General features: G+C 71.2%; 13 protein-coding genes and 1 tRNA gene. 6 read left to right on the forward strand and 8 right to left on the reverse strand.

The features are described 5' to 3' along the window. Positions 1-2 precede the first annotated feature (2 nt). Positions 3-773: a MerR family transcriptional regulator gene (locus tag ACQPY4_RS00920; RefSeq protein ID WP_433331338.1), complete on the forward strand. Its 771-nt coding sequence runs from the start codon at positions 3-5 to the stop codon at positions 771-773. Here ACQPY4_RS00920 and ACQPY4_RS00925 read toward each other — a convergent pair. The 4 genes from ACQPY4_RS00925 to ACQPY4_RS00940 all read right to left on the reverse strand — a co-directional run bounded on the left by ACQPY4_RS00925 (position 770) and on the right by ACQPY4_RS00940 (position 5,445). Continuing rightward, on the reverse strand, positions 770-2,290 hold the full coding sequence (locus ACQPY4_RS00925; protein ID WP_433331340.1) for an RNA polymerase sigma factor: 1,521 nt from the start codon (positions 2,288-2,290) through the stop codon (positions 770-772). The genes ACQPY4_RS00920 and ACQPY4_RS00925 overlap by 4 nt on opposite strands. Positions 2,291-2,468: 178 nt before the next feature. Next, positions 2,469-2,672, reverse strand: coding sequence for a hypothetical protein (locus ACQPY4_RS00930; protein ID WP_433331342.1), 204 nt, complete (start codon positions 2,670-2,672; stop codon positions 2,469-2,471). Between the two features lie 515 nt (positions 2,673-3,187). Continuing rightward, positions 3,188-4,810 (reverse strand): long-chain fatty acid--CoA ligase, encoded by a 1,623-nt coding sequence (locus tag ACQPY4_RS00935; RefSeq protein WP_433331344.1) that lies wholly within the window; start codon positions 4,808-4,810, stop codon positions 3,188-3,190. Positions 4,811-4,887: 77 nt separating this feature from the next. Beyond that, the gene (locus ACQPY4_RS00940) at positions 4,888-5,445 is read right to left on the reverse strand and encodes a SigE family RNA polymerase sigma factor (protein ID WP_433331346.1); all 558 of its coding nucleotides are present in this window, start codon (positions 5,443-5,445) and stop codon (positions 4,888-4,890) included. A 304-nt stretch (positions 5,446-5,749) separates the two neighbouring features. Between ACQPY4_RS00940 and ACQPY4_RS00945 the strand changes: the two genes are divergently transcribed. Next, positions 5,750-6,673, forward strand: coding sequence for a hypothetical protein (locus ACQPY4_RS00945; protein ID WP_433331348.1), 924 nt, complete (start codon positions 5,750-5,752; stop codon positions 6,671-6,673). Next, a complete protein-coding gene (locus tag ACQPY4_RS00950) occupies positions 6,667-7,560 on the forward strand; it encodes a MauE/DoxX family redox-associated membrane protein (protein ID WP_433331350.1) in 894 nt (297 codons plus the stop codon). The genes ACQPY4_RS00945 and ACQPY4_RS00950 overlap by 7 nt, the downstream gene beginning before the upstream one ends. Positions 7,561-7,813: 253 nt before the next feature. Here ACQPY4_RS00950 and ACQPY4_RS00955 read toward each other — a convergent pair whose 3' ends face one another. Both ACQPY4_RS00955 and ACQPY4_RS00960 read right to left on the reverse strand, forming a co-directional pair. Continuing rightward, positions 7,814-9,016, reverse strand: a complete 1,203-nt coding sequence (locus ACQPY4_RS00955; RefSeq protein WP_433331352.1) for an AAA family ATPase — start codon at positions 9,014-9,016, stop codon at positions 7,814-7,816. Positions 9,017-9,288: 272 nt separating this feature from the next. Continuing rightward, positions 9,289-10,302, reverse strand: a complete 1,014-nt coding sequence (locus tag ACQPY4_RS00960) for a pirin family protein (RefSeq protein WP_433331354.1) — start codon at positions 10,300-10,302, stop codon at positions 9,289-9,291. 141 nt (positions 10,303-10,443) lie between these two features. Here ACQPY4_RS00960 and ACQPY4_RS00965 point away from each other — a divergent pair, with 141 nt between their 5' ends. Next, positions 10,444-10,905 carry a MarR family winged helix-turn-helix transcriptional regulator gene (locus tag ACQPY4_RS00965; RefSeq protein WP_433331356.1) on the forward strand — a complete coding sequence of 154 codons (462 nt, stop codon included), beginning with the start codon at positions 10,444-10,446 and terminating at the stop codon, positions 10,903-10,905. Between the two features lie 4 nt (positions 10,906-10,909). On the opposite strand, the gene ACQPY4_RS00970 is transcribed toward ACQPY4_RS00965, so the two are convergent. After that, a complete protein-coding gene (locus tag ACQPY4_RS00970; protein ID WP_433331358.1) occupies positions 10,910-11,296 on the reverse strand; it encodes a hypothetical protein in 387 nt (128 codons plus the stop codon). A gap of 93 nt (positions 11,297-11,389) precedes the next feature. On the opposite strand from ACQPY4_RS00970, the gene ACQPY4_RS00975 reads away from it, so the two are divergent. Further along, complete coding sequence (locus tag ACQPY4_RS00975) at positions 11,390-12,115, forward strand: M15 family metallopeptidase (protein ID WP_433331360.1); 726 nt, start codon at positions 11,390-11,392, stop codon at positions 12,113-12,115. Here the strand turns inward: ACQPY4_RS00975 and ACQPY4_RS00980 are convergent. After that, positions 12,112-12,282 carry a hypothetical protein gene (locus ACQPY4_RS00980; protein WP_433331362.1) on the reverse strand — a complete coding sequence of 57 codons (171 nt, stop codon included), beginning with the start codon at positions 12,280-12,282 and terminating at the stop codon, positions 12,112-12,114. The two genes, ACQPY4_RS00975 and ACQPY4_RS00980, sit on opposite strands and share 4 nt — an antisense overlap. A gap of 116 nt (positions 12,283-12,398) precedes the next feature. On the opposite strand from ACQPY4_RS00980, the gene ACQPY4_RS00985 reads away from it, so the two are divergent. Continuing rightward, a tRNA-Ser gene (locus ACQPY4_RS00985) sits at positions 12,399-12,491 on the forward strand. Positions 12,492-12,565 lie beyond the last annotated feature (74 nt).

Below are 12,565 nucleotides of genomic sequence, written 5' to 3' on the forward strand. Positions count from 1 at the left end.
TCATGGCCGAGTACCGAATCGACGCACTGGCCCAGGAGGCCGGGTCCACGGTGCGCAACATCCGCGCGTACCAGGACCGGGGGCTCCTGCCACCGCCCCGGCTGCGGGGCCGGGTGGGCATCTACGACGAGACGCATCTGGCGCGGCTGCGTCTCATCTCCAAGCTGCTCGGCCGCGGCCACACCTTCGCGACCATCTCCGAGCTGCTGTCGGCCTGGGAGACCGGCAAGGACGTCGGCGAGGTCCTCGGGCTGGAGAAGGTCCTCACCGACCCCTGGTCGGACGAGATTCCCGGCACGGCCACGGTGGAGGAGCTGATCGCCTCCTTCGGCGCGGGACTCTCCGACGACGAGATCCCGCTGATGCTGGAGCGGACGATCGCGCAGGGGCTGATCGAGCCGGAGGGCGACCACTACCGCGTCCCGAGCCCCCGGCTGCTGCACGTCGGCGCCGAGCTGGTCGCGGCGGGCATCCCACTGGACGCGGTGCTCGACATCGCCGCCGAGATCCGCGCCGACTGCGAGATCATCGCCGGCCGGTTCGTCCGGCTGGTGGAGGAGCACGTCTTCGAGCGCCTGGAGACCGACGTGGTGCCCACCGGCGAGGAGCTCGGCGAGGTCGCCGCCGTGGTCCGCCGGATGCGGCCGCTGGTGAAGATGGTCGTCGACCCCTTCATCGCCCGCGCCATGGAGGCGCACGTCCAGGCGGCACTCGGCACCCACCTGGAGCTCATCAGCGCCCACCTGGCCGCCGCGGCGGCCGAGCCCGGCTAGAGGAGCGTGATTCCCCAGACCACCTTGACGTGGCGGGCGTCGGAGCCGGGCGCGGAGAAGTAGACCGAGCCCTCCCCGGGGAGGTTGACCAGCGCGGCCTTCAGGGTGATCGTCACGACGAGGGTCTGGCCCGCGGCGAGCGTGCCCTGGTTCGGGGAGAGGCTGAGCTTGTCGGTGGACGAGCCGCCCGTCCAGGTCACCGTCCCGCCCTCGGCGGCCAGCGTGACCTTGGCGGTCTTGGTGCCGTACATGGTCACCTTCGCCCGGTCGACGGTGAGCACGCCCCGCTTGGGCGGGCTCTGCGACGGCGGCGGCGAGGTCGGCGGGACGCCCGGCGTGCTCGGGGGGACGGGCTTGCCCGACTGCTGCGGGTTGACGGGAGGAACGCCCGAGGTGTGCCCGGGGGAGGACGGCGCCGCCCGGCCGTCCGGCGAGTCTCCCGAGGGACGCCTGGCATGCTCGGGGAGGTCGGTGACCGAGGGCTTGGGGCTGCCCTCGAACGGCAGCGTGATGTCGGGGCCCGGGGCGATGCCGGTGCCCATCAGCAGCACCACCAGCAGCGTCACGCCCAGCGTGCACGCCATCCCGGACCCGGTGAGCAGCCAGCGCTTGGTGAACGGCGACGCCTTGTCGGGCTGGCTGGGCAGGCCGTCGGGCGTCAGCCCGCCGCCGCGCGCCGCGATGTCGCTGCGGTACCCGGCCAGCTCGGGGTCGGTCGCGGTGTGCATGACCCGGTGCCGCAACGCCGCGGGCAGCACCGGCGCCGGGGCGAGCGTCAGCAGGTCGCGCGTCCCGATCCCGCCGAGCCTGCGGCAGTCGAGGCAGTCGTCGCGGTGCCTCTCCAGCGCGGCCCTGTCGTAGGACGCCCCGCCCCGGCCGGGCAGGAACCTGCGCCGGGACGCGTAGGCCGTCTGCCTCCGGCGCGGCGCGTCCTCGATGACCTCGGGCTCGTCGGGACGCGCGGGAGCGGGCCCCTCGGCGCAGCGCTCGGCCGTCCTGGCGAGCTCGGCGCCGATGGCGTTCTCCACTCGGGCGCGGGCCCGGTCGGCGCGCTGCCCGGCACGCCGCGGCGACAGGCCCAGGGTGGCGCCGAGCTCGGCCGGGTGCAGGTCGTGCCGGACGGTCAGCAGCAGCAGTTCCTGGTCGGCGAAGTCGAGCCGCGCGAGCGAGGAGTTGAGCAGCGCCCCCTCGGACGTGGCGTGCTCTTCGGCGTCCTGGTCCCAGTACAGCTCGCGGGCCCGCCCGCGCTGGACGCAGCGGCGCCGCGCCGCCCCGTACAGCCACGAGCGCAGCATCACCTGGCCGCGCATCCGCGCCGCGCGGCGGGAGGCGTCGATGAAGGTGTCGTGGACGATGTCGGCGGCGACCTTGTGTTCACCCGAGAGTGACAGGATGTAGTCGTACAGGCGCTCTGCGTAAGAATCGTAGAGTGCGGCCAGGGACTCCTCGTCGCCTTCGTTCAGACCGTGGACCAACCGGCGGTCGGCCGCGGTGTCGAAGGACGTCCACCTGGGCATACAACGCTCCGCACCTGCGTGGGAGACCCGCCCCCGCGGGGTCGCCTGGACAATCGCCCACCCTGCATACACCCACAGGTCCCCTGCGCACCACTTGATGTCCCGAAATCCGGGACATGGTGACCCTGAGGTGAGATCCGCCCACCCAGGGGTGATCGTTTTCATGGAATCCCCGAGGTCAGCCGCGCAGGAGCCGCCGCACGACGTCCTCCGGGGCGTCGTTCGGAGCCCACACCCGGCGCTCGGTTCCGTTCGGAAGGCACGCCAGCCACCATCCGTCGTGTTCGACGTAGAACGTGCAGGCGATCCGGCCGCTCACCGCGTCGGTGGCGACGTAGATGTCGTCGCCGGTGCGGTGCACGGCGACCAGACGGCCCCTCACCGGCGCCCGCCCGGGCGCCGAGGCCCTGCCCGTACCACGACTCACCCCGCTTCCGTCCTCCCTCCGACGTCACAGGTCCGGAGGCGGTGCCGCCAAGGCCCCGGCCGGCGCCACCTACCTGGCGGCGCGGCCACGGTCGAGGCTCCTTCGGGTCCGGGGACCGGGCCTTCGGGGGACCTCGCCCACATTCGTCCCACATGGAGGTGACGAGCCGGGGAAGCGGGGCCGCGCTGACCGGTACCGGTCGGCGGGCGCGTCGGCGCTGGTAGCGGGCGGCCAGTGTGGGTCGTCATGGCTGGCCGCCCGCGCTCCCGGACAAGGCCGCATCGGGCGTCTCGATCGGGCAAGCACGAAGCTAGCGCCCCTCCGCCGGCGTCTCGGGCGAAAACCGCGGGCCTGCGACGAGCGGCCGCCCGACTGCGGCGAACGGATCCCCCCTTTCCGCCCATCGCCGCCCGACGGCGCGCCCACGCGTCCGGCCCGCTCAGCCCGCCCCTCGCCTGAGCGCGACCGGGTCAGTCGGCGCGGACGACGTCCAGCGCTCCGTCCTGGTACATCTGGCGAATCGTCTTCTTGGAGAACTTCCCGACGCTGGTCTTGGGCACCTCGGCGATGAACGTCCAGCGTTCGGGGAGCTGCCACTTGGGGACGCGGTCGGCCAGGAACTCGCGGAGCGCCTCGGGGGTGACCTCGGCGCCCTCGCGGACGACGACCGACGCCAGCGGGCGCTCCTGCCAGCGGTCGTCGGGGACGCCGACCACCGCGGCCTCGATGACGTCCGGGTGGGCCATGAGGTGGTTCTCCAGCTCGACCGAGGAGATCCACTCGCCGCCCGACTTGATGACGTCCTTGGCCCGGTCGGTGAGGACCAGGTAGCCGTCGGGTGAGACGGTGCCGACGTCTCCAGTGCGCAGCCAGCCGTCGTGGAACTTCGCCGGGTCCTCGTCGCGGTGGTAGGAGGCGGTGATCCACGGGCCGCGGATCTCCACCTCGCCGACCGACGCGCCGTCGTGCGGCTGGACGACGTCGCCGTCCCCGACGACGCGGATCTCCAGCCCGGCCATCACGCGGCCCTGGGACACGCGGTGCGGGTAGGCGTCCTCGCCGTCGGTGCCGGGCGGCGGGTGCGCGACCGTGGCCAGCGGGGACGTCTCGGTCATGCCCCATGCCTGGACGATGCGGACGCCGAGCTCGTCGAACCCCCGCATCAGCGCCTCGGGCACGGCCGAGCCGCCGCACGGCACCAGCCGCAGCGAGGACAGGTCGGAGCCGTGCTCCCTGGCGTGGCGCAGGACGTCCGACCAGATCGTCGGCACGGCGCCCGCGATCGTGGGCCGCTCGGTCTCGATCAGCCGGGTGAGCGGCTCGGCCTGGAGGAAGCGGTCGGGCATCACCAGCGCCGCCCCGGCCATCAGCGCGGCGTAGGGCAGGCCCCAGGCGTTGGCGTGGAACATCGGCACCACCGGCAGGATCCGGTCGGACGCGTCGAGGCCGAACGCGTTGCCCGTGCTCACCGCCATCGAGTGCAGGTAGGCCGACCGGTGCGAGTAGGCCACGCCCTTGGGGTTGCCGGTGGTGCCGCTGGTGTAGCACATGGCCGCGGCGGCGCGCTCGTCGATCTCGGGCCAGTCGAAGGAGGCGGGCGCGGCCGCGAGCAGGGTCTCGTAGTCGTGCAGCTCCTTGCCCGCGTCCCGCAGCGGCGCCGAGTCGCCGTCACCCACCACCACGACGTGCCGGACGGTGCCGAGCCGGGGCAGGACGGGCGCCAGCAGCGGGATCAGGGACCCGTCGACCAGCAGCACCCGGTCGTCGGCGTGCTCGGCGATGTAGACGAGCTGGTCGGGGAACAGCCGCAGGTTGAGCGTGTGGAGGACGGCGCCCATCGACGGGACCGCCAGGTAGGCCTCCAGATGCTCGGCGTTGTTCCACATGAACGTGGCCACGCGCTGGTCGGCGTCCACGCCGAGACCGCGCAGCGCCCCGGCCAGGCGGGCGGCGCGCTCACCGACCTCGGCGTAGCTCCGGCGTCTGGAGCGGTCACCCGTCCAGGTGGCGACCTCGGCGGAACCGAAGACGTCGGTCCCGTAGCGCAGGATCGATGTGACGGTCAGCGGGAAGTCCTGCATCGTGCTCCACATGGCGCCCCTCCGGCTCGTTACGGCCCAGAATCGGATTCTGGCGTCCGCCGCGCCCACTTTCCAGCCCCGCGCGACGGTCAGGGCCCCTGGGGCGGGACGCCGGGGAAGTCGGCTTCGAGGGCCGCGTCCCGGCGAAGCTTGACCATGGCCCTCGAAACAGTGCTCTTGACAGTGCCGACGCTGACTCCAAGCACTTCGGCGATCTCGGTTTCCGGCATGTCCTCGTAGTAACGCAGCATCACCGCCAGCCGCTGCCGCTCGGGTAGGCGATCAAGGGCCCGGCCCAGCGCGTCATGAAGATCGGTGTGGCGAGTATGATCGTCTATCGGCCGATCCGGGAGTTCGGCGGTCGGGTAGATCTCCAGTTTTCTCCGGCGCCACCAGGAGATCTGCGTGTTGACCATGGCGCGGCGCACGTAGCCGTCGATCGAGGCCCGGTCGTTGATCCGGTCCCAGGCGAGGTAGGTCTTGGCGAGCGCGGCCTGCAGGAGGTCCTCGGCCTCGGCCTGGTCGCTGGTCAGACGGGTCGCGGCGCGCAGCAGCGCGGGGCCGCGGTCGGTGACGTAGGCGCGGAACTCCTCGTGCCGCGTGTTCACATCATCACCGCCAGGGTCGCTGGACCGAGGCCGGTCCATGCCGATCCGGGATCGTGGCGACGCCAGACCCCGACGCTCTCGACCATCGCACGGAGATCGTAATTCCGGGTCAACAGAAATGGCATATTCGGGTCAACCGGGTGAGGATAATTCCTCCGAGTAGGGAAAACCTCAACCCCCCAGCGACTTATCGCGACAAATCCGTCGACAGAGTGGTCGCATCGCGTGAACCTTGACTCGCCGTCCTAACAACCGTGGCCCATCAGTGAAAGATCGAGTCGGAGCCGTCGCCATGCCGCTTCCCCGCAGCCGTGGAGCCAGACGCCGCCGCCAGAGGGAGGCCGTGCTCGGAGCGTTCCCGCTCCCGAGCGCGGCCCACCCGGGAGCGCGTCCCCTACTGCGTGTCCTGACCGGATCCATCCTCGACGCCAGCCCGCACCTTCTCGTCCTGCGCACCGCCGGGGGCGAGGAGCGCAGCGTGCCGATGACCTCGGCCACCGCGGTCTGGCACGGCGGGCGCGGGGGCCTCGCCGACCTCCAGCCGGGCCGCGAGGCCATCGCCAGGCTCGACGACGACGGGCTCGTGGCCGAGCGGGTGTGGGTCGACATCACCCGGGTGACCGGCACCATCCTCGACTGCGGACCGGAGAGCGTGAACGTGGACATGGGCCCGCATCGGGGACGCGTCCGGGTGGTGATCCCGCCGCAGGCCCTCGGCCAGGTGCTGGTGCGCCATCCCCGGATGGAGCCCGGCTACCTGATCGACGTCATCTGCGTCCGGTCGCCCGCAGGGCCCAGCGCCGTCCGTCCGGGGACGTCCCAGCCCGGTCACCGGGCCGACGACATCGCGGCGTCCGACCCGGGGACGCCGACCCCCGTCACGTTGCAGGGGACGGCGACCTGGTTCGGGGACCTCGCGGCCGAGCTCGGAGCCGCGTATCCGGCGCTCGACCCCGAAGGCGAGGCCGGGGGTTGCGTGGACGCGCCGTCTGGCTGCGCCACGCTTCCCTATCTCTCGATCGGGAGTGATGTGGCGGTCAGCAACGAGTGTTCGCAGCGGTCGGCCGCCATCCCGGTGGTGGAGTGCGGCTGTGTGGCGGCCCGCTACTGCGACCGGTGCGTCGAGTGTGGAACCTCCCCCCGGGGACGGTTGGTCGAGCTCACCCCGGCCGCGTTCGCCGGGCTGGGCGGTGACCTCGAATCAGGGTGCTTCAACGTGAAACTGCACCATGGCGCGGCGGTGGGGGAGGAAGCTGAGCGATGGTGACCGTCTTTCAGAACACCCAGGTCCTGCTGCTGGCCACCGTCCTGCTCGCCGCCTGCCTGGCCAAGCTCGCCATCCGGGAGCCGATGCCGGCGCGGTCCGAACACGTCCACGGCGTCCCGGTGCCCGCCGGGTTCGGGCCCGCCGCCGGGTTCGGGCCCGCGGCCGGGTTCGGACCGGCCGCCGGGTTCGCGCGCGCTCGCCGGCTGAGCGTCGGGCTCGGGCTCACCGAGGGCTTCCTCGGCCTCGCGCTGCTGGTCACCTCGCATGTCTCGGTGCGGCTGGCGACCACCGTGGCGTTCGCCGCCGCGACCTGGGCCGTGGGCGAACTGCGGGTGCGGCGGCCGGACGCCGGATGCGGCTGCTTCGGCGGGCTGAGCACCAAGCGGGTCGGGTACCGCACCGTGATGCGCGCCGTGCTGTTCACGGCCGCCGCCGTCGCGTCGATCGGGGCTCCGCACGCGGGCATCGACGTGCTGCGCCAGGGACCCGGCTTCGTCGGGCTGGTGCTCGCGGTCGAGCTGGCGCTGTTCGCGGCGCTGTCACCGGAGCTGAAGAACCTGGTCGACCGGCTGCTCGACCAGCACGGGCCCCGGCGGCGCGCGGCGACGCCCTGCGCGCGCCGCCGCAGCCCGATCGCGGAGACCTATGCCGTCCTGCACGACAGCCAGGCCTGGCTGGAATGGGAGAACCTGCTGGTCAGCGCCGTCCCGCTGGACGTCTGGCGGGAGGGCTGCCGACGGTTGCTGGTCTATGCCGCCCGGGCCGACGGCCGCGAGATGGAGATCGTCTTCGCCGTCTCGACGGCCGAGCGTCCCGGCCCGGTGCGCGCGGCGCTGGTGGCTCCGGAGCGGGAGGACGCGGTGAAGGGAGCCTCTGCGGCTCTCTAGAGCTTTCTTGGCTCACCGCAAGAATGGGGTAGAAAAGGCGATCGAAGGGCATCGCGGAATCTTCGGCTCTCTAGCGCGTGCGCTAGAGAGCCGAATACTTTCCGAGCGGAGCTCGGCGATTCGGCTTTCTATGCCTGTCTAGCATTATCGCTAGTCAGGTGTAGAGATGGATAGTGGCGTGATGACCTGCGGAATCGTTGGGTATACGAAGGTATAGTCGGCTGGCTAGATTTCGTTAGAGACGGATAGCGGGTCAGGCGGGCTGGGCTCGCAGGAACTTGCCGAAGTGCGGCACGGTGAACGCCACCAGGCCGCGTTCGGCGCTGTAGATCAGGCCCTTCTTGATCAGGCCGTCGCGGGCGGGCGAGAGGCTGGACGGCTTGCGCCCGAGCTCCTCGGCCACCGACGAGGTGGAGACCGGGTCGTCGCCCTCCTCGCCCAGCGCCGCCATCGCGCGCATGTAGTCGCGCTCGGCCGGGGTGGCGCGCTCGTAGCGGCTGCCGAAGAAGCCGACGGCGAGCTCGCTCTCGGCCTCGGGGGCGGCGACCTTGATGTCGTCGGCGGTGATGGGGGTGTCGGGCGCGACGTCCCAGACGACCTTGGCGTACGCCTGGACGAAGTAGGGATACCCGTCGGCGGCGCCGTACAGGGCGTCGAGCGCGTCCTTGGTGAACGTGACGTCCTCGCGCTCGGCCGGGGCGAGCAGCGCGACATCGGCCGACTCGCGGTCGAGCCGGTCGATGCGGGCGTAGCGGAACAGCCGCTCGGAGTAGGACTTGCTGGCCGACAGGACGGCGGGCAGATGGGGCAGCCCGGCGCCGACCACGATCAGCGGCCCGCCCGACTGGGAGAGCTCGTGGCAGGCCGCGCACAGGGCCGAGACGTCGTCGGCGGGGATGTCCTGCATCTCGTCGACGAACAGCGCGATGCCCACACCGACGTCGGTGGCGACCGAGGCGGCGTCGACGAACAGCTCGGTGAGGTCGATCTCCAGATCGCCCGAGTCGGCGCGTCCCCGGCTCGCGGGGACGTCGATGCCCGGCTGCCAGCGGTGGACGCGGGCCTTGGACTTGCCCGCGGGCTCCTCGCCCGCCTGGGCGAACGCCTTCAGCACGCCGAGGAACTCCTCGATGCGGTCGGGCGCGCGGTGCCGGGGCGCCAGCTCGCGGACGGCCATGTGCAGCGCCGAGGCGACCGGGCGGCGGATCGACTGGTCGGGCCGGGCCTCGATCTTGCCGGTGCCCCACAGCCGCTGGATGGCCATCGACCGGAACGCGTTGAGCAGCACGGTCTTGCCCACACCGCGCAGCCCGGTGATGATCATGCTGCGCTCGGGGCGGCCGCGGGCCACCCGTTCGAGGACGACCTCGAACTGCTGGAGCTCGCGGTCGCGGCCGGCCAGCTCGGGAGGGCGCTGACCGGCGCCGGGGGCGTAGGGATTGCGCACGGGGTCCACGCTCTCGGACTCTATGAGGCGGTATAGCTGCGGCCGTAGATTTGCGTAGAAATCAATACGGCGTGTCGCGGTGCGCCGGCCCGGGCAGCGGGTCGTCCTCTCCCGTGTCGCCACCGTGGCGCCTCCCCGGACGAGCGTGAACTGCGGTTCTGACGTCGAACTTCTGTTCGACCGTTCGAACACAGTAGCGCATGGCGTCCCCGTCGTCACCCGAACCCCGCAAGAAGACCGGCCAGGTGGCTAGCCTGGCCGGTCTGCGGTGAATGCCCAGGTCAGGACGTGAGTGGCTCGTCCTGGCTCGACAGGTGCGGCACCTTCTCGGCGGGGATCGTCCCCATTCGTCCCGCCTGGAAGTCCTCGAACGCCTCGATGATCTCCTGGCGGGTGTTCATGACGAACGGGCCGTACCGCGCGACGGGCTCGCGGATCGGGAGCCCGCCGAGGACGAGCACCTCCCAGCCGTTCTGGCTCGCCTGCGGCTGCGTGTCGGCCGCCCGCAGCACCAGCCCGTCGCCGTCGCCCTGGTGGTGGGACCCGGCGAAGACGGCGAGCTGCCCCTCGTCCAGCCCGGTCTCCTCGACGCCCGCCGTGCCGCGTCCGGACAGGACGTAGGCCATGGCGTTGAAGTCGCGGGGCCACGGCAGCGTGAGCCGTGCACCCGGGGCGATCGTCGCGTGCAGGTAATTGATCGGCGTGTAGGTGACGCCGGGCCCGTCATGGCCCGCCACCGACCCGGCGATGATCCGCACCAGCGACGACCCGTCGTCGGCCGCGAGGAGCTTGACGTCCCGCGCCTCGATGTCCTGATAGCGGGGCTCCACCCACTTCTGCGCGCGCGGGAGGTTGACCCACAGCTGGATGCCGTGGAACAAGCCACCCTTGGCGACGAGCTCCGGCGGTGGCTGCTCGATGTGCTGGATACCGGACGCGGCCGTCATCCACTGGGTGCCCCCATCGGCGATCAGGCCGCCGCCACCGGTGGTGTCCCGGTGCTGGAAGGCGCCGTCGATGATGTAGGTGACGGTCTCGAAACCCCTGTGCGGGTGCCAGGGCGTCCCCTTCGCCTCCCCGGGGGCGTACTCAACGGCGCCCATGTGGTCGAGCAGCAGGAACGGGTCGGCCAGCGCGAGGTCGGTCCCGGGGAACGGGCGGCGCACCTGGAAGCCCTCGCCCTCAAGGTGACGCTGGGCGGTGACCACCTTGGCCACGCGCCGCCAGTCGGTCTCGGACTGGGGCAGCAGCGGGAGGCGCGGGAGGGTCAGCGGGTCGGTGGTGATGGCGGGCATGGTGTCCTCCTCGTTCGGTTGCCCGGGACAACCTAGTTGAAAGATAAACTATTCCCGGACGGGGAGGCCCCTGTGCTCCGGTCGCGCCACCACTCTAAACAGTGTTAGTTGAAAGTTCAATCTTGTTCTATACTGTGCACCATGAGCGAACCACGCTGGCTCGATGCCGCACAACAGCGCGACTGGCGGGCCTTCGTCGACGGCAGCGCCCGGCTCGGCGAGATCACCGAGCGCGACCTCAAGGTCAAGCACGGCCTCTCGATCTCCGAGTACGAGATCCTCGTCCGGCTGTCCGAGGCCCCCGACCGGCGCCTGCGCATGGCCGAGCTCGCCGAGAACGCCAACCAGTCGCGCAGCCGCCTCTCGCACACCTGCGCGCGACTGGAGTCCAAGGGGCTGGTGCACCGCGGCGGCTGCCCCGGCGACAAGCGCGGGGTCTTCGCCCACCTCACCGAAGAGGGCTTCCAGGCCCTCGACCTGGCGGCCCGCGACCATGTCGAGACCGTCCGCGACAACTTCATCGACGTGATCGACCCCGCCGACCTGGAGGCCGTCGGCCGCGCGTTCGACGCCGTCCTGCGGCACATCGGCGCGCGTCCCTGACGGCTCACAGCGGCAGACCGGTCAGGAAGCCGACCGAGATCAGGGTCAGGAACACCCAGCCCAGCATCATGCCGTAGCCGAACGGGCGCCACCCGCCCCCCACCTTCCACGCCAGCAGCCCGCCCAGCCCGAAGGCGAGCATCAGCAACGCCACCAGCTGCGGCAACGTGCTCGGACGGCTCGACATCATCAGCGGCGCGTACATCATCACGCCGTCCACGAACACGAACGTCACGAAGCCGGCCGCGCCACGCCGAAGATCCCGAGGCGGCGGAAGCTCCCAGGGCACCTGGACGCGCGGTCCGGCGTCCGCGCCCTCCTCGATCTCGACGTTGGCGGCCACGGCGAAGATCTCGTCCTCGAGGCTCTTGTCCTCGCGGGGTTCGGCCATTCCGTGTCCCCTCTGAGACGGGCACACCCACAACCGCACCGTAGCGAATCCGGGGTCCAACGCGAAGCCGCCCCGGCATGTCATCCTGCTGTGATGCCCGGCACGCGCACCGCAGCCCTCATGATCGCCCTGGCCGCCGCAACGACCGGATGTGGCCGCTCCGATTCCGACAAGGAATCCTCAGCCCCACCCCCGACCGCCCCGGGGCCGACGAGCTCACCGCCATCAGCGACACCCTCGCCCACCCAGCAGCGCTTCCAGGCCAAAATCCGAAAGGTCACCGCCGCCGAGCTCAAGCACTCCTGGCGCAAGGGCTGCCCCGTCCCGGTCTCCGGGCTCCGGATGATCGAGATGTCCTACTGGGGCATGGACCGCGAGCACCACTCCGACGGACGCCTGGTCGTCAACGCCAAGGCCGCCGACGACCTGGTGACCGTCTTCCGCAAGCTCTATGACGACCGCTACCCGATCCGCCGCATGGAACCGGTGGATCGTTACAAGGGAAGCGATTTCGACTCCATCGAGGCCGACAACACCTCGGCCTTCAACTGCCGCAACGCGACCGGCTCGGGCAGCTGGTCCCAGCACGCCTACGGCCTCGCGATCGACATCAACCCCTGCGAGAACCCCTACGTCACTTCCTCGGGAAGCGTCGCCCACAAGGACTGCGTCAAGTTCAGGAACCGCTCCCGCCGCGACCCGGGCGTCATCCACGCCGGCGACGCCGTCGTCCGCGCCTTCGCGCGAATCGGCTGGGACTGGGGCGGCACCTGGACCGGCACCAAGGACTACCAGCACTTCTCCAGCTCGGGCCGTTAGATCACCAGCGCGGCCACGACCACCGCCACGAGCACCACCACCGCCGCAATCCCCGCGATGAGCCCCACGTTCACACCCGACTTGGGCGCCTCCGCCGGCGCCCCCGCCTGCTGGAACTGCTGGAACTGCTGCGTCGACCCGGCCGGATCATTCGGAGTCTCAGACATGCCGTCGAGGGTAACGGATGCTTTCGTTGCCATTCATACCGATTCGCCCGATCGTAGGGGCCCAAAACCCCGGTGAACCCACCGGCGACGACCCGCTATCGTGGTCCCTGCTCGCTGGAGGCTTCGCATAGTGGACGAGTGCACCGGTCTTGAAAACCGGAGAGCCGGTAACCCCGGTTCCGTGGGTTCGAATCCCACAGCCTCCGCCACCGGGCGTCACCCCAGCTCACCAGCCTGACCCGAGCCGACGCCCCTTCTTGTGGGGAAGGGCCTGGTCAGCGGG

The sequence above is a fragment of the Spirillospora sp. CA-294931 genome (assembly GCF_050946795.1).
Lineage (GTDB): Bacteria > Actinomycetota > Actinomycetes > Streptosporangiales > Streptosporangiaceae > Spirillospora.